The organism is Curtobacterium sp. Curtsp22 (genome assembly GCF_059492135.1).
Genome location: NZ_CP168519.1, coordinates 1,119,177 through 1,139,990, shown reverse-complemented (window position 1 = coordinate 1,139,990; position 20,814 = coordinate 1,119,177). Strand labels below are relative to the sequence as shown.

The window sequence follows — 20,814 nt, the reverse complement described above, 5'->3', positions numbered from 1 at the left end:
GGTGGCGGTCTCGACGGGCAGGGTGGCGGCGAGCCCGGTTCGACGCGCGACCCCCTGCCGGCCGGACTGCCGGACGGCGCCTTCGTCGCGAAGTTCGTGATCGCGGTCGACGGTCCCGCGGGCAGCGGCAAGTCGAGCGTGTCCCGTGCCGCGGCGCGCGCGCTCGGCTTCGGCTACCAGGACACCGGTGCCGCCTACCGCGCACTCGCCTGGCACGCACTGCAGCAGCAGGTCGACCTCGACGACGCCGCCGCGGTCCTGGCGAGCTGGGACACCTTCGACTACGAGATCGGCACCGACCCGGACGCCTACTTCGTCCAGGTGAACGGCACCGACGTCACCGACGCCATCCGCACGCCCGAGGTCACCGCCGCGGTCGCCCACATCGCGAAGCTGCCCGAGGTCCGCCAGCGGCTCGTGCAGCTCTTCCGGAACGTGATGCGCAAGGCCGAGGGCCGGGGCATCATCACCGAGGGGCGTGACATCACCACGGTCGTCGCGCCCGACGCCGAAGTCCGGATCCTCCTCACGGCCGCCGAGTCCGTTAGAATGGCTCGGCGCTCGGCTGAGGTCACCACCCAGTCGGCCGCCGAGACCTCCGCCGCACTCGCTCGTCGCGACGCGGCGGACGCGAAGGTCGTCGACTTCATGAACGCCGCCGACGGCGTCACGACGCTCGACTCCACCGACCTCGACTTCGACCAGACCGTGCAAGCGGTCGTCGACTTGGCCCGCGCGACCGGGCACTGACCACCAGGGCCACGCGCGGCCACGCACTGACAACACGCGGCCGAAGGGTCGCCGGCAAGGACACCCACATGGCGCAGCTGGACAACCCAGAACACGACGACTTCCCCGAGTACGACGACGCCCTCGGCGAGCGGATCGCCGGGCTCGACGAAGCCGAGGCCGAGCAGCGGGCGAACGCACTCCGCGCCGGGCTCGAGGACTACGAGCTCGACGAAGAGGACGTCGCCCTGCTCGAAGCCGGGCAGCTCGGCGAGGACGGCATCACGTACCTGCCGGCCTACCCGGTGCTCGCGATCGTCGGGCGACCGAACGTCGGCAAGTCGCAGCTGGTGAACCGCATCCTCGGTCGCCGCGAAGCCGTCGTGCAGGACACCCCCGGTGTCACGCGTGACCGCGTCGCCTACAAGGCGGAGTGGAACGACAAGCGCTTCACCCTCGTCGACACCGGCGGGTGGGAGCCTGACGCCAAGGGCATCAACGCCTCCGTCGCCGCCCAGGCCGAGGTCGCGATCGACCTCGCCGACGCGGTGCTCTTCGTCGTGGACGTCACGGTCGGCATCACCGCCACCGACGAGCACGTCGTGAAGATGCTCCGCGGCACCGACCGTCCGGTCATCGTCGTCGCGAACAAGTCGGACGACGACCGGCGCGACCTCGACGCCTACGAGCTCTGGAACCTCGGTCTGGGGCAGCCGTACCCGGTGTCGGCGCTGCACGGCCGTGGCGTCGCCGATCTCCTCGACCTCATCATCAAGACGCTCCCCGACACCTCGGCCGTCGCCAAGCAGGAGGTCGGCGGACCCCGTCGCGTCGCGATCCTCGGCCGTCCGAACGTCGGCAAGAGCTCGCTCCTGAACAAGGCCGCCGGTGAAGAGCGCGTCGTCGTCAACGAGCTGTCGGGGACGACCCGCGACCCGGTGGACGAGCAGATCGAGCTCGGCGGCCGTGTCTGGCGCTTCGTCGACACCGCCGGCATCCGCAAGCGCGTGCACCTGCAGCAGGGGGCCGACTTCTACGCCTCGCTCCGCACGACCGCGGCGCTCGAGAAGGCCGAGGTCGCCGTGGTCGTCCTCGACGTCACCGAGCCGATCTCCGTGCAGGACCTCCGCATCATCGACCTCGTCCTCGAGTCCGGTCGTGCGCTGGTGCTGGCCTACAACAAGTGGGACCTGCTCGACGACGACCGCCGTCGCTACCTCGAGCGCGAGATCGAGCAGGACCTCGCGCACGTGGCGTGGGCGCCGCGCGTGAACATCTCCGCACGCACCGGTCGGCACCTCGAGAAGCTCGTACCCGCACTCGAGACCGCCCTCGACTCGTGGGACACCCGCATCCCGACGGGCAAGGTCAACGCCTTCATCGCCGAGCTCGTGCAGGAGCACCCGCACCCGGTCCGCGGTGGCAAGCAGCCGCGCATCCTGTTCGGGACCCAGGCGTCGAGCCAGCCGCCGACGTTCGTGCTGTTCACGACGGGCTTCCTCGACCCGCAGTACCGACGCTTCATCACGCGTCGACTGCGCGAGGTCTGGGGCTTCTCGGGTACGCCGATCAACGTCAACATGCGGGTGCGCGAGCGCCGCAAGCGCTGAGGTCGACCAGGAGATCCGACATGACGAGGGCGAGTCGACGATGGCTGTTCGCAGCGGTCGCTCTGCTCGCCCTCGTCGCGGTCCTGGTCGCCTGGCGCGCCATCCAGACCGAGCGTGGCCTCGACGCTGCGGAGCCGGTCGCGACGACGACTCCGCTCGCCGAACAGGGTCTGCAGGGCGGCACGCTCGTGTCCCCGTCGAACACGCTCGGCGCCCCGGTCCCCGAGCCCGCCACGGATGATCATGCCGACGGATCGCCCATCGACGCGTGGTGGCGGCGCGTCCCGCCGGTGGCCGGCGACCTCGTCCCGATCGCTCCGATCGACGGGATCGCCTCGGGACACGACCGGTCCGCCTCGGGACACGTCCGGATCGCGCGCGCCGGGGAGCACCTGCTCGTCAGGATCACGGACCTCCGGGTGGCGTCCTCGGACACGGAGCTGCCAGGGGTCCGGGTGGTGCTCTCCGAGGGCACGGTCGTCGGCGCGCGGCCCGGGCTCTGGACGGGGCACGAGGACGACGACAACCTCGGCACGATCCCGTCCGACGTGGGGACGATCACCTTCGACCTCGAGGCACCCCGCGGCATCCCGGACCCGGTCCGCTCGCTCGTCCTGCTGGACCCCGACTCCGGTGCGGTCCTGGGGGGAGCTGCGCTCCTGCCGACCGACTGAGGCGTCGCCGGTCTGGAGGCGCGGTGCCGGTTCGCGCCGCGGGACACGGCAGGGTGGCGCGGTGCCGGTTCGTGCCGCGGGACACGGCAGGGTGGTGCGGTGCCGGATCGCGCCGCCGGATACGGCACCATGGGAGGGTGACGCAGCAGAACGCCGGGCTCGGTGCCCTCGCCGACCGCCTGTGGTGCCGTCTGCACCTCGATCGACTGGCCGGCGGCCGCCAGGCGGACTACGTCATCCGCGAGGACATGCTCGACCACCCCGAGACCGTCCGCTCCTTCCGGTGGATCCGGTGGCTGCTCGTCGCCGAGACCGTCGTCGGCCTGACGGCGATCGTCGTGGCGATCCTCCTGACGAACGCCGGGCAGACGGTCCCCTGGGCGGTGTGGTTCCGTGCGACCGTCGTCTTGCTCATCACGCTGACGCTCTACGTGTTCGCGTGGCGGGCGCAGCTCGGGTACTACTGGGCGTACCAGCGGCTGCGGTTGTTCAGCCGGATCTTCCCGGTCGTGACGCTCGTGATCGCGGCGATCCCGGGGCTCTACCCGTTCTGGATGGTGATCGAGCAGATCGTGTTCTCGCTGCTGATGATCGGCATCGGGGACGTGCTGACGACCGACCACATGCGGGCCGCGTTCCCGAAGCCGGCGCGGCGCTCGGGGCCTGCGGCGGGCTGAGGGGGCGGTGGCGGCGCGCGGTGTTGGCGCTGGGTGGTGCCGAGCCGATGCGACATCGTCGACGTCGTTCGACACCGGTGATGTCGCTCGTTGCGGACGCGCACCGTTGCACGCGCGGGGGAACGACTCAGTCGAGGTCGTACGACGTCGACGATGTCGTTCCGAGTCAGCCCGCCGCCCCGCCCGCGCCGCCCGCCGCTCCGCCCGCAGCCCCCGCGGCCAGGCTCCCGAGCAGCGCCAACGCCCCCGCCGAGGGCGACCCCGGTTCGGCGTGGTGCAGCACGAGCAGCTGCCCGTCCGTCCCGCCGATGCCGAGCTTCTCCCGCCGGAGCTCGAGCTCGCCCACCTCCGGGTGCCACATCCGCACGGTGCCCCCGGCGAGCGGCCGGACGTCGTGTCGCGCCCACAGCCGACGGAAGTCCTCGCTGCCGAGCGACAGCTCGCCGACGAGCGAGGTGATCGCCGGATCGTCCACACGGGTCCCGATGGAGGACCGGAACGCTGCCACCATGCCGCCCATCTGCTGCTCCCAGTCCGGGTAGCGCCCCTGCTCGGTGTGGCCGAGGAACATCGTGCGCAGTCGGTTCTCGCCGGCACGCATCCCCGGCGCCAATGCGGACGCGAGCCGGTTGGCGGCGAGCACGTCGAACGCACGGTTCTCGACGAAGGCGGGCAACCCGACGACATCGAGCAACTGCAGCGTCCCGGTCGGGACCCGGTCACTCCGGCCTCCCCGGGATCCCCTGGCCCGGTCGGGCGCAGCGGCACCCGATCCGGACGCGCTGGCCAGACCCCGCAGGTACGCGGTCGCCGTGGCGTCGAGGCCGAACACCCGTGCGATCGCGTCGAGCACCTGCCCCGACGGGTTCCGGTCACGCCCCTGTTCGAGACGGAGGTAGTAGTCCGCGCTGATCCCGGCGAGCGTCGCCACCTCCTCGCGGCGCAGCCCCGGCGTGCGTCGGACACCGGTGACGCGCAGCCCGGCGTCCTCCGGGCGCACGAGCGCACGCCTCGCCCGGAGGTACTCTCCGAGGGTGTTGTCGCTCACACCTCGATGCTACGGACCCGGCGCGGTCCGATCCTGGTCCCCGTGGTCCCAGGGTCGACGGGGACCTGTCCGTCCCGGCGGACCGGGAGCATCGTGGTGGACATGACCGACACCACACTCCCCGGCGGTTCCTTCCGCCTCGCCGACGACCTCGACCTCACCCGCGTCGGGTACGGCGCTATGCAGCTCGCGGGCCCCGGCGTCTTCGGGCCGCCCACCGACCGCGACGAGGCGATCCGCGTCCTCCGCACCGTCGTCGAGCTCGGGATCACCCACATCGACACAGCTGACTTCTACGGCCCGCACGTCACGAACGAGGTCATCCGTGAGGCCCTCCACCCGTACGCCGACGGCCTGCACATCGTGACGAAGGTCGGCGCCCGGCGCGATGCGGACGGCGGATGGCCGCACGCCCGCGAGCCGCACGAGCTCGTCGAGCAGGTGCACGACAACCTGCGCAACCTCGGACTCGAGCAGCTCGACGTGGTGAACCTCCGCGTCGGCGGGTTCGACGCCCCGGAGCCGGGCAGTCTCGCGCCGCAGTTCGAAGCGCTCGCCGAACTCCGGCAGCAGGGCCTCATCAAGCACCTCGGGCTGTCGACCGTGAACGCCGAGCAGCTCGCCGAGGCGCAGTCGATCGCCCCCGTCGTCTGCGTGCAGAACTTCTACAACGTCGCCCGCCGCGAGGACGACGCGATGGTCGACAGCACGGCCGTGCAGGGCATCGCCTACGTGCCGTACTTCCCGCTCGGCGGTTTCTCGCCGCTGCAGTCCGGTGCGCTCGACGCCGTCGCGGAGCGGCTCGGAGTGTCGCGGCTGACCGTGGCGCTGTCGTGGCTGCTCCAGCGCTCGCCGAACATGCTCCTCATCCCCGGGACCTCGTCCGTCGCGCACCTGCGCGACAACGTCGCCTCGGCAGGCTTCGCCCTGCCGTCCGACGCGCTCGCCGAGCTGGACGCGATCGGCGCCTGAGCCGCGGGCCGGGGCGGACTGGAGGCGCGGTGCGGGTCCGCACCGCGCCTCCGGTGTGCGACGATGACCGCCGGGGCGGCGCCCGACGCGGCGTCCGGCGGCGGTCGTCGTCGCAGCGGCGGGGTTGTTCGTGGCCGGCGCGACGCTCCTGGTCGACGTGGCCGTCGTGGTCTTCCTGCAGTGGGTTGCCGACGGTCTGAGCAACCCGAACGGCTGACGACCGGGTCAGGCGACCGTGGCCAACGCGAACGGGAGCACGGCCGACGCCCCCGCCCGCCGCAGTTCGCGCCCCGCCACGGTCATCGTCCACCGACTGTCGACGAGGTCGTCCACGAGCAGCACCGGCCCCTCGTGCGACTGCAGCGCGGCCCCGAGCGCCGGATCGACCACGAACGTGTCCCACACCCCCGACAACCGGTAAGCGCTGTTCGTCGCACCGTCGCCGCGCGGCGTCCCACCGTTCCGACCGAGGGTGCCCAGGAACTGCAACCGCCCGATCGAGGACAGTGCCTGCGCGAGCGACCCGACGAGTTCGGGCCGGGACCGCGACGACATCGCGACGACCCCGGTCGGACGGGTCTCCCACGGCCAGTCCTTGAGCGCACGGACGCACCCGTCGACGAGCTCCCGCGAGATCGGGGCGTCGGGGACCCCCGGTGCGAAGAGGGCACGGAGCGGCCCACCCCACCCGAGGTCGGTGAGCCGGGCGACGGCGCGTCCGGGCTGGACGAGCTCGTCGGCGCTGATCTTGCCGCGCACGGGGACGCCGAGCGACGACATGCCCGACGGCCACTGGGCGCGCGGGGCGATCTCGACCCCGACCTTGTCGAGCGCCGCGGCGGCACCCGAGGCGTCCGACGACGACACCGACGTCGGGTACCAAGCGTCGGTGCAGTTGTCGCAGCGACCGCACGGTTCGGCGGACGGGTCGTCGAGGTCCTGCTGCAGGAGCTGCATGCGGCACTGCGACGTGGACTCGTAGTCGAGCATCGAGGCGGCCTCGGCAGCGCGGGCTGCGGCGACCCGCTCGTAGCGGGGCGCGTCGTACTCCCACGGCTGCCCGGTGGCGACCCACCCGCCGGCGACGCGCTGGACGGCGCCGTCGACGTCGAGCACCTTGAGCAGGAGTTCGAGGGTGGAGCGCTTGATGTCGACCAGTCCCTCGAGGGCGACGGTCGACATCGCGGAGTCACGGGACAGTGCGTGCAGCACCGCGGACGCCCGGGACTCGGTCGGCATCGAGGCGCTCGCGAAGTACTGCCAGATCTCTTGGTCTTCGCGCCCGGGCAGCAGGAGCACGTCGGCGTTGTCGGTGGCGCGACCGGCGCGACCGATCTGCTGGTAGTACGCCACGGGGGAGGACGGCGCCCCGACGTGGACGACAAAGCCCAGGTCCGGCTTGTCGAAACCCATCCCGAGCGCACTCGTCGCGACGAGGGCCTTCAGCTCGTTGCCCTTGAGCTGCTGCTCGAGCTGCTCGCGCTCGTCGGTGTCGGTGCGCCCGGTGTAGGCGCGGACCGCGTACCCGTTGTCGCGCAGGAGCCGGGCGATGTCCTCGGCCGCCGAGACGGTGAGCGTGTAGATGATGCCGCTGCCCGGCAGGTCGCCGAGGTGCGCGAGCAACCAGCCGAGCCGCTGTCGGGCGTCGGGGAGCGACAGCACGCCGAGCCGCAGCGAGGCCCGTGCAAGGGACCCGCGGATGGTGAACACGGGGTCGTCGGGGCCGGCGGTCAGCTGCTCGGCGACGTCCTCGACCACGCGCTCGTTCGCCGTCGCGGTGGTGGCGAGCACGGGCACGCCGTGGGGGAGCGACCGGATGAGCTCGGCCAGCCGGCGGTAGTCCGGCCGGAAGTCGTGCCCCCAGTCGGAGATGCAGTGCGCCTCGTCGACGACGAGCATGCCCATGCGGGCGATGAGCGTCGGCAGCTGTTCGTCGCGGAACCTCGGGTTGTTGAGCCGCTCGGGGGAGACGAGCAGGACGTCCACCTCGTCGCGTGCGAGCGCCGCCTGCGTCTCACCCCACTCGTGCGCGTTCGCCGAGTTGATCGACACCGCACGCACCCCGGCCCGGGCAGCCGCGGCGACCTGGTCGCGCATGAGTGCGAGCAGCGGCGACACGAGCACGGTCGGGCCGCCCCCGCGTCGCCGGAGCAGCAGGGTCGCGAGGAAGTACACGGCGGACTTCCCCCACCCGGTGCGCTGCACCACGAGGGCGCGCTGCCGGTGCTCCACCAGCGCCGAGATCGCCTCGAGCTGCCCGGGGTGGAACACCGCGTCGGGCCGCCCGGTCAGGGCGTGCAGCGCCTCCTGCGCCTCCGCAGCGATCGCGGGGGACGGCGGAGCAGGTGACGGGGCTACAGACATGACCCCATGCTGTCAGCACCGACCGACGAAACCCGACCCGCGCCTCCAGTCTGTGGAGAACTGGCCGAGGCGATCCGCTACTGGTACGTGATCAGCGACGGTGTCGGCGCCACGTCCGCCATGGTCTGCTGCGGCGTCAGCATCGGCTGGTCCTCATCGTAGAAGTTCTTCCATCCCCAATGGATGCCCTCGGGCGCCCCGACGTGCAGCGCCTTCCACGTCGCCTGCTTGTCGGGCTGCGACCCCTGTCCGTCGACGTGCACGAGCATGTCGAGCTCCGGGTGCTGCTCGAGCGACGCGCGGTCCTGGATCATCGACAGCCGGAACTGGTGGAGCACGAACGCCTTCGGGGGGAGCCCCTTCGAGCGGACCAGGTCCGCGAGCCACGAGGACACCTCGTTCACCTCGGAGGCCTTCACACTCCCGATCTGCTCGAGCGGGACCTGGTCGTGCCCGAGCCGCCACTCGGGGTCGAGCGCCAGCCACACGCCCGGCTTCGACAGCAGGGACTCGTACCGCTTCGCCTGCGACAGGAAGTCCGCGCGCCCCGGCTGGAGGTCGAGGATCACGGGCATCCCGGCGTCCCGCGCGGCGTCGACGTAGGGCTCGAGCGTCGACACGGGCAGCTCGGTCGAGTAGTCCCCGTCCGCGCCGGCGTCCCCGGCGGCGACGGTCGCGATGACCTCCATCGCGGGCGTGATCGGCACGTCGCCGAGCCCCTCGTAGGACGCCGCGACGGACTTCGCGCGCTGCACCGTCGCCGTCGGGTCCTGCTCGCCGAGGACGCCGAGCGCGGGCGCTCCCGGCGCACCGTAGAGCGCCACGTACCGGTGTCCGTCGAACGGCCGCTGACCGCCGTCGGGCAGCTGCCACCCGTTCTCGGCGGCGCGGACGGTCCACTCCGGGTCCGGCAGGTCGGCGAACGCCGCCCCCACCAGCACCGTCGGGTGGTCGCTCCGCTCGTGCAGTGCGGTCACGACGTTCGGCGCGGCCGCGGGGTCCGTCACACCGTCCGGCATCGTCACGACGCGGGCACCCGCGGCTTTTGCGGTCGCCACGGCTGCGGCGTCGGCGCTCGCGTCCGCCACGACGACGGTGGCCTGCCTGGAGGCGCGGCTCGGCTCCGGCGCCTCCCCGCCGTCCGGCGCGTCCTGCTCGGGGACGTCGGTGTCGAGCCGGACGTCGCCCTCGGCCTGGTACCAGCGGGCGCCGAGGCGCTCGAGTTCGTGCGCCGCCGGCGACCCGCCCTTCGCCGTGGACTCGTCCTTCCCCGGCGCTTCGTCCTGTGCCGTCGACTCGTCCTTCCCGGTGAGGAGGACCGGGACGTGGGCCGCCCCGGCGGCGCTCGCCGCGGACCGCACGGCGTCGGCATCCCCGGCGGGCGCGACGACGGCCCCGGGCGCGGACGCGAACAGTGCGCGGCTCGTCCGGACGGATCGCTCCGCAGCGTCGGACTCGGCCGCGACCGACACGGATCCCGCCGTCGCCTTGGCCAGGGTCGGCCGGGGTGTCTCGGTCTGTGATCCAGTGCACCCGGCGGCTCCGAGCAGCAGGCTGGCGGCTGCGAGTGCGAGGAGGACACGGGAGGTGGGACCGGAACGCATCGGGCCACCCTACGAGCCGGGCGGCGGGGACCCTGGGAATCCGACGGGTGTCGTGTGGAGCCACGACACGCTGCACGACTCGCGCGGGACGACACCGCGTGGCGCGGGAGGGGTCCGGCGTCCGCTATGCTGGTCGGGTTGCTCCGCGCTCCGGTCGGACGCGGGCGACGTGGGTCCCTCGGGGCTCGCGGGCTGTGGCGCAGCTTGGTAGCGCACTTGACTGGGGGTCAAGGGGTCGCAGGTTCAAATCCTGTCAGCCCGACCGGGAAGCCCCGACGGAACGCTGGTTCCGGCGGGGCTTCAGTCGTACAGGGGCGCGCTCGGCGGCGCGGGTGGACGCGCCGCCGAGCGGCGACGCGTCACTTCGAGCTGGGTCGGCCGGGGATGTGGCTGAGGATCGACTTCGAGAACCCGCCGTCGACGCAGATGTCCTGGCCCGTGACGTAGCCGGCGAGCGGCGACACGAGGAACTCGATGACGTTGGCGATGTCGAGGGGATCACCGATCCGGTGCAGCGGGATGATCGCTTCGCGCGCGGCCTTCACGTCGGGGTCCAGGTACATCTTCTCGGTCATCGCGGTCCGGGTCATGCCCGGGGACACCACGTTCACGCGGACGCCGTCGGGCGCCCACTCGAGGGCGAACGTCTGCGCCATCAGGGTCAATGCCGCCTTCGTCGGGCTGTACGGTCCGGAGCCGGCGTGGGGGAGCTGTCCGGACATCGACGAGGTGAAGCACGCGGAGCCACCGCTGGCCTGCAGGTGCGCGAAGCTCGCCTTCGCCAGGAGCCACGCGCCGCGGAGGTTGACCGCGAACATCTCGTCCCAGTCCTCGAGGCTGACGTCGTTCAGGGGTGCGGGGTTCGCGACGCCTGCGTTCGCGACGAGGGCGTCCAGGCCACCGAACGCATCCACGGTGTCGCCGACGAGCCGGCTCGGGACCGCAGGGTCGCCGAGGTTCCCGGTCAGGGCGATGGCGGTGCCGCCCATGCCGCGGATGGTCCCGACGACCTCCTGCTGACGATCGTTGGCCTCGTGCCCGGCGACGGCGATCATCGCCTGCTCGCCCCGGGCCAACGCAGCCTCTGCGAGTCGCACGCTCGCCGCTGCGCCGATGCCGCTGCTTCCGCCGGTGACCAGTGCTCTCATTGCCGTTCTCCTTAGTGGTGTGTGTGTCGGGGACCGTGGGCGGCGTTCAGGCCGCGACGTCCCAGCCGGTGGTGCGCAGTTCGGTCATCGCCTTGTCGAACTCCAGCACGGGGTTCTCCTCGCGGATGACCTCGAGCACGACGTTCTCAGTACCGATCGTCGAGTCGACCGCGGCGCCGAGCGCTCGCCAGTCGATGACCCCGGTGCCGATGGGGTCGTGCCCCCAGGTCTCCAGGCCGGTGTCCGAGACGTGCATCAGCGCGATGGAGTCGGCGTGCGCGAGGAGACCGGCGACCGGGTCCTCCTCGATGAACGCGGCGTTCGCGGCGTCGTACACGATGCGGAGCGCATCGTCGTCGACGGTGCTCACGATCCGGGCGAGGTCGCCGATCGTCGGGGCGAAGCAGTACGGCGTGTTCTCGAAGAGGAGCCGCTGTCCGCTCCGGCGAGCGATCGGGAGGAGTTCGTCGAGACTCTCGTACATCCAGCCGTGGACCTGGTCGACCGTCGGCGAGATCATGGGCCGCCGTGTGCCCGGGGAGATGACGACGTCCCGGGCACCCCACTCCGCGGCCAGATCGATCACGGAGGTGATGTGCTCGATGCTCTTGCGCCGCATGCTCGCTGCGGGGCTCGCGAGGTTCAGGTCGTACCCGCCGGCGTTGAGCGACCGGATGGACGCCCCCGCCTGGTCGAGACGAGCGCGCGTCGACGTCCGTTCGGCGGCGTCGATCTCCTCCGGCCAGCAGTGCGGAGAGCTGATCGGGATCTCGAACGTCGTGTAGCCGTGGTCGATCAGTTCGGAGATCGCATCGGTGGCCGTCGCAGACCAGAGGTAGGAGAAGGTGTTGATGATCATGTGGGACTTCCGTTCGGTTCTGTGCCGCTGTCGTTCCGGGTCCTCGTCGGGCTAGACCTGCGAGGACTCGTTCTGCACGTCCGTCGTGTCGGCGGTCGTCTTCGCGGACTTGTCCTCGACGACGGCGATGCTGTCCGTCACGGAGACGGTTGCCTGCGGGTTCCGGCTGCCGGTCTCGGGGAGGGTGAAGTACACGACGAGGCAGATCGCGACGATGACGATCATGTAGACGGCGACGAGCATCGGGTGACCGGAGCCGACGAACGCAGCCGCGATGAGCGGTGCGGTGCCGCCGAAGACCGCGATGACGATCTGGTGCGCGAACCCGATGCCGGAGACGCGGACGGCCGCCGGGAAGAGCTCGGCCTGGATGGTGGGGTAGACGGCCTGCCAGATGCCGAGGACCACCCATCCGGAGGCGGCCACCAGGATGTAGACGCCGAAGCCGGGCTGGTTCAGGAGCAGCAGGAGCGGGTAGAAGAGGACGACCATGCCGATCGCGCCGATGATGGGGAAGATCTTCCGGCGGCCGAGACGGTCCGACAGGTAGCCGGTGAGCGGGACGGTGATCACGAGCAGGACCAGGCCGATGACGCTGCCGGCGAGGGTCTGCGACAGGTCCCGACCGGAGGTCAGGTTGGCGTAGGTCGGCAGGAACGTCGCCCACGTGTAGTAGGCGACAGCGGGGGCGGACAGCGCGGCCGTCTGGATGATCGCCTTGGGGTGGTTGCGCAGCAGCTCGAGCAGCTTCTTCGGTGCGGACTTCTGGTCGACCGCGGCACTGGCCTCGAACTCCGGGGATTCGTCGGACCGGGCTCGCATGATGAGACCGATGACGCCGATGAGCCCGCCGAAGACGAACGGAATCCGCCATCCGTACGACGCGAGCGCGTCGGGGGCGAACGCCGAGGTGACGATCGCAGCGGCGCCGGTCGCAGCGAGGGTGGCGAGACCGCTGGCGAGGTTCGTGAGGGACCCGAAGAGGCCGCGTCGCTTCGCCGGCGCGTGCTCGACGAGGTACGCGATGGCGCTCTGCCCCTCGCTGCCCGCGGAGATGCCCTGGAGGATCCTGGCGACGACGAACATGATCGGGGCGAGGACGCCCACGGTCGCGTACGGCGGCGTCAGCCCGATGATCAGGGCGCCGAGTGCCATCCCCGAGATGCCGAGCGCCATGATGCGTCGTCGTCCGTACCGGTCGGCGATCGGCGAGATGATGATGCCGCTGAGCGGGCGGACGACGAAGCCGATCGCGTAGGTCAGGAACGCGGCGATGAGCGACGCGAAGGCGGAGTGCGACGGGAAGATCTGCGCGGAGAAGATCGCGGCGAGCAGGCCGTAGACGTACCAGTCGTACCACTCGACGAAGTGGCCGACGGTGCCGGCGACGAGGTTCTTCGTGCGGCCCTTGTGCGCGAGGGGATCGGTGCTGTCCGGAGCGGACGGGTCCGGCGTGGAGTGCGAGGTCGTCATTGAACTCTCCTGTTCGAGTGGTCGTCGTGCGTTCGGGGCACGGCGAGGTTCGACGCGAGGGCGCGCCGGAGAAGGGGACCTCCACGGGCGGGAGGACGCGGGGGTCGGGAGGTGCGGTGCGGGTTCGGTCTACGCGCTGACGGATTCCGAGGTGAGGTACGCGTAGGACGGCCAGGTGGCGGCGATCTCGTCGGCCGCCGCGATGACGGCCGGTGCGAGGTCGGCCAGACGGGCCCTGGTCATGCGCACGGACGGGCCGGCGATGCTGATCGTGCCCGTGGCGGGACGGTCACGCCCGGCGCCGAAGATGGGGGCGGCCACGGCACTGATGCCCGGGTCCATCTCCTCGTAGGTGGTGGCGTACCCGCGGTGTCGCACCGACGCGAGCTCCTCGGCGAGTGCCTCGGGGTCGACGACGGTCCGCGGGGTCTGCGGGGTGAGGTGGTGCTGGTCGATGACGCGCTGCACCTCGTCCGGGGTGAGCGTGGCGAGCCAGGCCTTGCCGGAAGCGGTCGCGTGCGGCACGGCGTCCCGGCCCATGACCGGGTCGAGCCGGAGCGAGGAGTTCGACCCCTGCGCCTTCGCGATCCACTGCAGCGAGTCGGAGGACGCGACCGCGAGACGGACGAGCTCCTCGCTGGTGGTGGCGAGCGCGTCGAGTTCGCGCTGTGCCCACGTGTCGATGCCGGACGCCGAGAGTTGCAGGAGTCCGAGGGCACCGAGGCGGTGTGTCGCCGAGTAGGCCGAGGTCTTCGGGTTCTGGGCGACGTAGCCGGCCGCGACGAGGGCGGCGAGCAGACGGTGCGCGATCGCCTTGTTGAGACCGAGGCTGGTCGCGACCTGGCTGACGCCGAGGCCGTCGGCTTCGGGTGCGAGCAGGTGCAGCACCTTCATGCCGTTGGTGACATCGTCCTGGAGCGCCATTGCTTCTCCTCGTCATCGGGGTCTGTAACAGCGTTACTCGGTAACGCTGTTACAGACCATCGCACGGCCCCCGGGGCCTGTCAAGCGCTCGTCTGGATCACGAAGCGCTCGAGGTCGGCGGCGGCCTGATCCGCGTCGACGTTGCGGATCGTGGCGTGGTGCGCCCCGTCCCAGGTGCAGGCGCGTTCACCGAACCGCGCCCAGTACACGTCCCAGTCCGCGAGCTTCGCGCGGTCCCGATCGAGCCCCCGCTCCTGGAGCCGGGCCCGGACGATCTCGGCCGAGGCGCGGACGTGGACGACGTGGACGTTCGTGGCGGGCCAGCCGGCAGCGACCGTCGACCGTGACAGGAACGCCGGATCGTCGAGGTAGGCGACGAACGGCGCGTCGAGCACCACCGAGTGGCCGAGCGCCAGGTTGTCCGCGGCCACGGCGAACAGCGTCCGGTACTCGAGCGGCATGATCCGCTCGACGTAGGTCGGGTTCGACTCGCGATCCGTGGGGTCGTGTCCGAGTGCCTCGAGGGCCGCCTGGACCAGGGCGCCGGACATCGTGTCCTTGTCGAGGTACACGGCTCCGGTCATCCGGCTGAGCTGTTTCGACACGGTGCTCTTGCCGGACCCAGCGCCTCCGAGCGTGATGAACGCGCTGGGCAGCGCCCCCGTCACCTCCGTGCCCGCTCGATCGCCTCGACGAACTCCGCAGCGGCCGCGGTGATCTTCGTGGTGTCGCCTTCGGGGCCGCCGGCCTTCGTGATCGCACTGCCGACGCCGACGGCAGTGACCCCGGCGGCGAACCACTCGCCGACGTTCGCGGTCGTGACGCCGCCGGCCGGCACCATCGGGATCTGCGCGAGCGGGGCGAGCATGGCCTTGACGTACGGGATCCCCCCGGCCTCGGTCGGGAAGATCTTCACCATGTCCGAACCGGCTTCGGCCGTGTCGAGCACCTCGGTGGGCGTGTAGGCGCCGCTGATCGTCGCGACCTGGTAGCGGTTCGCGACCCGGATCATGGCCGGGTTGAGGTTCGGGCTGACGAGGAACCGTGCGCCGGCCTGGATGCTCGCCCACGCCGCGTGCTCGTCCAGGACGGTGCCGGCGCCGAACACGACGTCGCGATCGGCGAAGCGTTCCGAGAGCCGTTCGATGACCCGCAGTGCTCCGGGGATCGAGAGCGTGATCTCGAGGGCGCGGATGCCGCCCTCGACCGCGGCCGAAGCGGCGTCGAAGGCCTTGTCGGCGGTGTCGAGGCGGACGATGAGCACGTTGCCGGAGTCGCGGATGGTGTTGAGGACGTCGAGTTTCTGAGGCATGGGTCAAGTGGATACACCACTTTTCGGACGCCGTCGACTCAGCGGACTCCCAGCCTTGACACGGTTTCGACCCGCGTGGCACCATCACTGCAATCGATCTCAGCAATCGATCTCAGAAATGCTCCGCAACGACGAGGAAGTCACGTGACCAGCGAACCCGCATCCAGCGAACCCGGCCGCACCCGTGTCGTCGTCTTGGGCGCTTCGCACTGGCACACGCCGCTGTACCGCGACGCCGTGCTGCGTCGGCACGACGTGCTCGCCGTCCAGGACGCCCAGCCCGCCGCCGTCGCCGACGGTGCCGCCTGGGACGCCCCGATCGTCGCCTCGGTCGACGAGGCGCTCGCGTTCCCGGACATCGATCTGGCCTACGTCCTCAGCCCGCACGACGAGGTCGCGGCCGTCTGCCGGACGCTCGTCGACGGCGGGATCCCGTTCGCCGTGGAGAAGCCGCTCGGCGTGGACCTGGCGGAACTCCGCTCCGTCGTGGCCGCCGCACACGCCGCCGACGTCCCGGCCACGGTCGCGCTGGTGCAGCGCGGCGGGCCGGTCGATGCCTGGCTCCGCAAAGCGGGTCGGATCAGCTATGAGCGCGCGTCGTTCATCGCCGGTCCGCCGAGCCGGTACCGCCACGGCGGGAGCCCCTGGATGCTCGACCCGGCGCGCGCCGGCGGCGGAGCGCTCGTCAACCTCGGGCCGCACTTCGTCGACCTCGCGCTCCAGCACCTCGGTCCGGCGGCGGTCAGCCTCCGATCGCGCAGTCACGTGCTGCACGGCGAGACCGTCGAGGACCACGCCACACTGGTGCTCACGACCGACGCCGGCGCCGAGGCCGTCATCGAGGTCGGCTACGCCTTCCCGGACGCGCCAGCCAAGCGCTACTGCAGTTTCACCGCCGCCGGCACGGACGGGTTCGTCTCGATCGACACGGACGGGACGGCGCGGTTCACCGGGACCGACGGTGTCACCGAGCAGACCGTGATCGACGTCGACAGCGACCCGCTCTACACGCGGTTCGTCGACGCGGTCGCCGATGCGCTCGCCGATGGGTTCCGTGGCATGCCCACGCTCGACGACCTGGAGGACACGATGGCCCGCATCTGGCACGGCGGCGGATCCGAGGGGGTGCAGCGATGACCGACGCGAGCATCGACGACGTCGCGGCGGCGGCGGGTGTGCACCGTTCGACCGTCTCCCGCGCGTTCTCGAACCCGACCGCCGTCCGGGCGCAGACCCGCGAACACGTGCTCCGGGTCGCTGCAGAGCTCGGGTACTCCACGAACCCGCTCGCCCAAGCGCTCCGCCGCCGGTCCAGCACACTCGTGCCGCTGGTCATCCCGGACATCACCAACCCCTTCTTCGCCGAGCTCGCGCGGGCGACGGCCGCGGCGGCGGAACAGCGCGGCTACCAGCTCGTCCTCTGCGTCACCGAGAACGACGGCAGCTCCACGGCCGGGTACGTCACCGCGATGCAGGCGATGTACTCACCGTTCGGCATCGTCGCTCCGTCCACCCGCGTCGACCTCGAGGCGTTGCGGACCTACGGTTCGGGGAACCGCGTCGTCGTGCTCGACCGGGTGGAGGACGACCCGACGGTGCCGACCGTGACGGTGGACAGCCGCCGGGGTGTCGAGCTCGCGTTCGAGCACCTCGCGCTGCTCGGGCACCGTGCCATCGCGTACGCCCCGGGCATCGTCGGCACCTACACGGCGCAGGACCGTCACGAGGCGTACGAGGAGATCGCGGCAGGACACGGCGTCGCGCCGCTCGTGCTCGGTGCACCGGACGGCGTCGAACTCGGCCGCGGCATCGTCGATCACTGGCTCGCCGAGCCGGTCCGCGCCACCGCGATCATCGCGTCGAACGACGTCATCGCGTTCGCCGTGATCGCCGAGCTCGAAGCGCGCGGTCACCGCGTGCCGGACGAGGTGTCCGTCGTCGGGTTCGACGGGCTCGACCTCGGCGCGCACGTGGCGCCCCGGCTCACCAGTGTCCGACAGCCCATCGCGGACCTCGGGCGCATCGCGGTCGATCTCGGCGAGAGCCTCCTCGACGGCGGTCCCGTCCGACACGAGGTGCTCCCACCGTCCCTGCTCATCCGATCCTCGACCTCAGGACCCCGATCATGACCGACTCCCGGACGCTGCCGGGCCTGCGCTGGGTGGACCACACCGCGTTCACCGTCCCCGACCTCGAGGCAGCGATCGCCTTCTTCACCGGCGTGCTCGGCGCCGAGGAGCTCTACCGTTCCACCCGGGGACCGGACGCGTCGTTCATGCCGCTGCACTTCGGTGTGCCCGCGGACGCGCGTCTCGAGCTGGCCATGCTGCGTCTGCCGCCGAACCTCAACATCGAGTTGTTCCAGTGGTGGAGCGACGACCGGTCCGCGGTGTTCCCCCGTGCGAGCGACGCCGGCGGTCACCACCTCTGCTTCGTGGTCGAGGACGTCGACGCCGTCGTCGAGGCCATCGCGGAGCACCCGAGCGTCGAGGTGCTCGGGCACCGCAAGGAGGTCGGGGGTGACAGCCCCGCGGTCGCCGGGAACCGCTGGGTGTACGCGCGGACCGACTGGGGACTCATCCTCGAGTTCGTCGACCGCTCACGGGTGCAGGACCCTCCACGCCTGGTCGGACCCGCCGACTGGACGACGCCGACCACCACGACCACGAAGGACCTCCCATGAAGATCGCCGGCCACACGCTCGGCACGCCCGACCAGACCGTTCCCGAAGCACTCCGACTGTTCCGCCGCGCCGGCCTGGACGCCGCCGAGGTCATCTACCAGGACGACTACCGGAGCGGCCTGCCGGTCCGTGACGCGGCTGCCGCGGCCGAGGCGGCCCGGGTCGCGGACGGGGAGGGGATCCCGATCGTCGGGCTCACCCCGTACACGACCGCGATCAACGCCACCGACGAGCGCGTCCGCAGCGACGCGGTGGACGAACTGCGATCGGCGATCGACACCGCGCAGGCGATCGGTGCGAACCGTGTGCGCGTGTACTCCGGAGCGTGGCAGCCGGACCAGCAGGACCACGCGGCGCACTGGTCGCAGCTCGTCCGCTCCTTCGAGGACCTCGCCGGCCCGGCGGCCGATGCCGGTGTCGTGCTCTGCGCCGAGAACCACTTCGGCACGATGACCCAGACCGCCCGGGACACGGCCGCCCTCGTCCGCGCGGTCGGCTCGCCCGCCGTCCGGGTCCTCTACGACCAGGCGAACCTCACCTTCACCCACGACGAGGACGTCGACGCGGCGTTCGCCGTGCAGGGGGACCTCATCGGCCACGTGCACGTCAAGGACCTCGTCTTCAAGGACCCGGACGCTCCGTTCGTCGCCTCGGAGACGGCCCGGGTGCACGCCGAGGAGCGCGCCGTCACGTCGCGCGTCGTCGGCGACGGTTCGCTCGCCTGGTCGCGGATCCTCCGACGCCTGCTCGAGGTCGGCTACGACGACGTGCTCTCCCTCGAGTACGAGTACCGGTGGCACCCGCAGGACCTCGACGACCCGGAGACCGGGTTCCGGCGTGGCGCCGACCACCTGCGGAACCTCCTGCTCCAGCTCGAGCTGCACGGGGCCGACCACGGCGCCGGGGTCCGCTCGTGAGCGCGCTCCGCATCGGCGTGGTCGGTGCCGGCAACATCGCCAGCATCGCGCAGCTGCCGACCCTCGTGCAGCGTGACGACGTCGAGCTGCGCGCGCTGGTGTCGCGGCGCGACGACCCGAGCGCCCTGCAGCGGCGGTGGGGGTTCGGCGCGGTGTACCGCAGTGTCGACGAGATGCTCGCGGCCGAGACGCTCGACGCGGTCTTCGTCCTCACCCCGCGCTCCGAGCACGTCGCCGCGGTCGAGAGCGCGCTCCGTGCCGGTGTCGACGTGTTCTGCGAGAAGCCCCTCGCCACCTCCGCCGCCGACTCGGTCCGCCTCGCCGAACTCGCCGACGAGCACGGTCGGGTCCTCATGGTCGGGCTCAACCGACGCTTCGCCCCGGTCTACGTCGCCGCGCGCGAGGCGTTCGGGAAGTCGGGCGCGTCGTTCTGCGTCGCGCAGAAGAACCGCGCCGGCTCGGAGTACCGGGCGACCTTCGAGAACGCCATCCACATGGTGGACCTGCTCCGGTGGTTCTGCGGCGGGGACGTCGTCGACGTGACGGCGGCGGCCGCCGGGACGGACCAGTGGGAGGAGGACGGCACCGCGGCACTCGTCCGGTTCTCGACCGGGAACACCGGCGTCCTCGTGGCGGCTCGTGCCGCCGGCGCCTGGGGCGAGAAGCTCGACGCGTATGGACAGATGCGCTCCGCCGAGGTCATCGCGCCGGACTCCGTCGCGGTGACCGTCGACGGCGTCCGCACGGTGCGTTCGATGAGTCCCGAGGCGTTCGGCTGGGCGACGGCGACCGAGAGCTTCGGCTTCGCCGACGCCGTCCGCCACTTCCTCGACCGCGTCCGCGACCGGCAGCAACCCCTCACCTCCGGGTGGGAAGCAGTGAAGACCCAACAACTCCTCGATCGGATCCTCGCCGCGGCAGGGCTGCCGACCGAGGAACAGGAAGGACGCACATGGTCCAGCAGAGCGAAGCAGTAGCAGCGACGGCGGATCGCCAGATCGCGCTCGTCACCGGCTCGAGCGGCGGGATCGGCGCCGCCGTGGTCACCGCACTCCGTGCTCGCGGCGACCTCGTCGTCGGAGCAGACCGCGCCCCGCTCGACGGCCAGCCGATCGACGGGTTCCTCGAGCTCGACGTCACCGACGAGCAGCGCACCGCGGACGTCGTCCGACAGGTCGTCGCCGAGCACGGACGCATCGACGTCCTCGTGCACGCCGCGGGCGTGCTCGGCGGGACCCCGGACCCACTCGTGACGACGACCGAGGAGTTCGAGCGCATCATGCGCATCAACGCCACCGGGACGTTCACCATCACGCGCGAAGTCGCGAACACGATGCGCGACGCCGGGACCGCCGGCACCATCCTGCTGCTGTCGTCGGTGGCCGCGAAGGAAGCGCGGGTGGACTACCTGCCCTACAACGCCAGCAAGATCGCGGTGCTCCACATCATGTGGTCGATGGCGAAGATCCTCGGCCCGGCGGGCATCTCGGTCAACGCCGTCAACCCCGGACCGGTGAACACCCCGCTCTGGTCGCAGCTCGCCGACCAGTCGGGGTCCGCGCAGGCCGCTCGCGACGCCCGCGCCGCCCAGCTGCCGATGCGGCGGTTCGCCGAGCCCGACGAGGTCGCGAGCGCCATCACCTTCCTCACCGACCGGGCGAACCGGTACGTCACGGGGGTCTCCCTGGACGTCGCCGGTGGTGCGCACCTCGGCATCGGGTCCTAGGAGCGCGACCCCGGTGGGGGCCCGCTGGGTGTGGGACCTCCACCGTCGGGCCGACGCCCCCGCGTCGGCCGTGCCGCCGTCGAACGCGCGCACA

The 20,814-nt window shown here is 71.5% G+C and carries 20 protein-coding genes and 1 tRNA gene; 12 read left to right on the top strand and 9 right to left on the bottom strand.

Features of this window, described 5'->3' with window-relative positions; all coding sequences use genetic code 11:
- Positions 1–66: 66 nt before the first annotated feature.
- The 4 genes from cmk (at position 67) to ACEN8D_RS05360 (ending at position 3,690) form a co-directional block, all read left to right on the top strand.
- On the top strand, positions 67–750 hold the full coding sequence (gene cmk / locus ACEN8D_RS05375; protein ID WP_413399234.1) for a (d)CMP kinase: 684 nt from the start codon (positions 67–69) through the stop codon (positions 748–750).
- Between the two features lie 68 nt (positions 751–818).
- Positions 819–2,339: a ribosome biogenesis GTPase Der gene (gene der, locus ACEN8D_RS05370; RefSeq protein ID WP_071295441.1), complete on the top strand. Its 1,521-nt coding sequence runs from the start codon at positions 819–821 to the stop codon at positions 2,337–2,339.
- 20 nt (positions 2,340–2,359) lie between these two features.
- Positions 2,360–3,013, top strand: coding sequence for a hypothetical protein (locus tag ACEN8D_RS05365; protein ID WP_309779099.1), 654 nt, complete (start codon positions 2,360–2,362; stop codon positions 3,011–3,013).
- A 137-nt stretch (positions 3,014–3,150) separates the two neighbouring features.
- A complete protein-coding gene (locus ACEN8D_RS05360; RefSeq protein ID WP_309779100.1) occupies positions 3,151–3,690 on the top strand; it encodes a hypothetical protein in 540 nt (179 codons plus the stop codon).
- 166 nt (positions 3,691–3,856) lie between these two features.
- On the opposite strand, the gene ACEN8D_RS05355 is transcribed toward ACEN8D_RS05360, so the two are convergent.
- Positions 3,857–4,738 carry a helix-turn-helix domain-containing protein gene (locus ACEN8D_RS05355; protein ID WP_309779101.1) on the bottom strand — a complete coding sequence of 294 codons (882 nt, stop codon included), beginning with the start codon at positions 4,736–4,738 and terminating at the stop codon, positions 3,857–3,859.
- A 102-nt stretch (positions 4,739–4,840) separates the two neighbouring features.
- Here ACEN8D_RS05355 and ACEN8D_RS05350 point away from each other — a divergent pair, with 102 nt between their 5' ends.
- The gene (locus tag ACEN8D_RS05350) at positions 4,841–5,710 is read left to right on the top strand and encodes an oxidoreductase (protein WP_413400204.1); all 870 of its coding nucleotides are present in this window, start codon (positions 4,841–4,843) and stop codon (positions 5,708–5,710) included.
- 225 nt (positions 5,711–5,935) lie between these two features.
- Here the strand turns inward: ACEN8D_RS05350 and ACEN8D_RS05345 are convergent, their stop codons facing one another.
- Both ACEN8D_RS05345 and ACEN8D_RS05340 read right to left on the bottom strand, forming a co-directional pair.
- Positions 5,936–8,074: a RecQ family ATP-dependent DNA helicase gene (locus ACEN8D_RS05345; RefSeq protein WP_413399824.1), complete on the bottom strand. Its 2,139-nt coding sequence runs from the start codon at positions 8,072–8,074 to the stop codon at positions 5,936–5,938.
- A 77-nt stretch (positions 8,075–8,151) separates the two neighbouring features.
- Entirely contained in the window at positions 8,152–9,678 is a 1,527-nt protein-coding gene (locus tag ACEN8D_RS05340) for a hypothetical protein (RefSeq protein WP_413461434.1), read from the bottom strand.
- A gap of 188 nt (positions 9,679–9,866) precedes the next feature.
- Here ACEN8D_RS05340 and ACEN8D_RS05335 point away from each other — a divergent pair.
- Positions 9,867–9,940 (top strand) — tRNA-Pro (locus tag ACEN8D_RS05335).
- A gap of 97 nt (positions 9,941–10,037) precedes the next feature.
- Here the strand turns inward: ACEN8D_RS05335 and ACEN8D_RS05330 are convergent.
- The 6 genes from ACEN8D_RS05330 to ACEN8D_RS05305 form a co-directional block, all read right to left on the bottom strand.
- Positions 10,038–10,826, bottom strand: a complete 789-nt coding sequence (locus tag ACEN8D_RS05330; protein ID WP_309779106.1) for an SDR family NAD(P)-dependent oxidoreductase — start codon at positions 10,824–10,826, stop codon at positions 10,038–10,040.
- 46 nt (positions 10,827–10,872) lie between these two features.
- Complete coding sequence (locus ACEN8D_RS05325; protein ID WP_309779107.1) at positions 10,873–11,685, bottom strand: sugar phosphate isomerase/epimerase family protein; 813 nt, start codon at positions 11,683–11,685, stop codon at positions 10,873–10,875.
- A 51-nt stretch (positions 11,686–11,736) separates the two neighbouring features.
- A complete protein-coding gene (locus ACEN8D_RS05320; RefSeq protein ID WP_309779108.1) occupies positions 11,737–13,158 on the bottom strand; it encodes an MFS transporter in 1,422 nt (473 codons plus the stop codon).
- A gap of 129 nt (positions 13,159–13,287) precedes the next feature.
- Positions 13,288–14,082 (bottom strand): IclR family transcriptional regulator, encoded by a 795-nt coding sequence (locus ACEN8D_RS05315; protein ID WP_309779109.1) that lies wholly within the window; start codon positions 14,080–14,082, stop codon positions 13,288–13,290.
- An 80-nt stretch (positions 14,083–14,162) separates the two neighbouring features.
- Positions 14,163–14,750 carry a P-loop nucleotide/nucleoside kinase family protein gene (locus ACEN8D_RS05310; protein ID WP_413398801.1) on the bottom strand — a complete coding sequence of 196 codons (588 nt, stop codon included), beginning with the start codon at positions 14,748–14,750 and terminating at the stop codon, positions 14,163–14,165.
- The gene (locus ACEN8D_RS05305) at positions 14,747–15,394 is read right to left on the bottom strand and encodes a bifunctional 4-hydroxy-2-oxoglutarate aldolase/2-dehydro-3-deoxy-phosphogluconate aldolase (protein WP_309779111.1); all 648 of its coding nucleotides are present in this window, start codon (positions 15,392–15,394) and stop codon (positions 14,747–14,749) included. The genes ACEN8D_RS05310 and ACEN8D_RS05305 overlap by 4 nt, the downstream gene beginning before the upstream one ends.
- A gap of 144 nt (positions 15,395–15,538) precedes the next feature.
- On the opposite strand from ACEN8D_RS05305, the gene ACEN8D_RS05300 reads away from it, so the two are divergent.
- The 6 genes from ACEN8D_RS05300 to ACEN8D_RS05275 are packed head-to-tail and all read left to right on the top strand — an operon-like array spanning position 15,539 to position 20,720.
- Positions 15,539–16,531: a Gfo/Idh/MocA family protein gene (locus tag ACEN8D_RS05300; protein WP_413398800.1), complete on the top strand. Its 993-nt coding sequence runs from the start codon at positions 15,539–15,541 to the stop codon at positions 16,529–16,531.
- Positions 16,528–17,523, top strand: coding sequence for a LacI family DNA-binding transcriptional regulator (locus ACEN8D_RS05295; RefSeq protein ID WP_309779113.1), 996 nt, complete (start codon positions 16,528–16,530; stop codon positions 17,521–17,523). Before ACEN8D_RS05300 ends, ACEN8D_RS05295 begins: the two co-directional genes overlap by 4 nt.
- Positions 17,520–18,077, top strand: coding sequence for a VOC family protein (locus ACEN8D_RS05290; RefSeq protein ID WP_309779114.1), 558 nt, complete (start codon positions 17,520–17,522; stop codon positions 18,075–18,077). Before ACEN8D_RS05295 ends, ACEN8D_RS05290 begins: the two co-directional genes overlap by 4 nt.
- Entirely contained in the window at positions 18,074–18,994 is a 921-nt protein-coding gene (locus ACEN8D_RS05285) for a sugar phosphate isomerase/epimerase family protein (RefSeq protein ID WP_309779115.1), read from the top strand. The genes ACEN8D_RS05290 and ACEN8D_RS05285 overlap by 4 nt, the downstream gene beginning before the upstream one ends.
- A complete protein-coding gene (locus ACEN8D_RS05280; protein WP_413398799.1) occupies positions 18,991–19,971 on the top strand; it encodes a Gfo/Idh/MocA family protein in 981 nt (326 codons plus the stop codon). The genes ACEN8D_RS05285 and ACEN8D_RS05280 overlap by 4 nt, the downstream gene beginning before the upstream one ends.
- A complete protein-coding gene (locus ACEN8D_RS05275) occupies positions 19,947–20,720 on the top strand; it encodes an SDR family NAD(P)-dependent oxidoreductase (protein WP_309779117.1) in 774 nt (257 codons plus the stop codon). Before ACEN8D_RS05280 ends, ACEN8D_RS05275 begins: the two co-directional genes overlap by 25 nt.
- Positions 20,721–20,814: the final 94 nt, after the last annotated feature.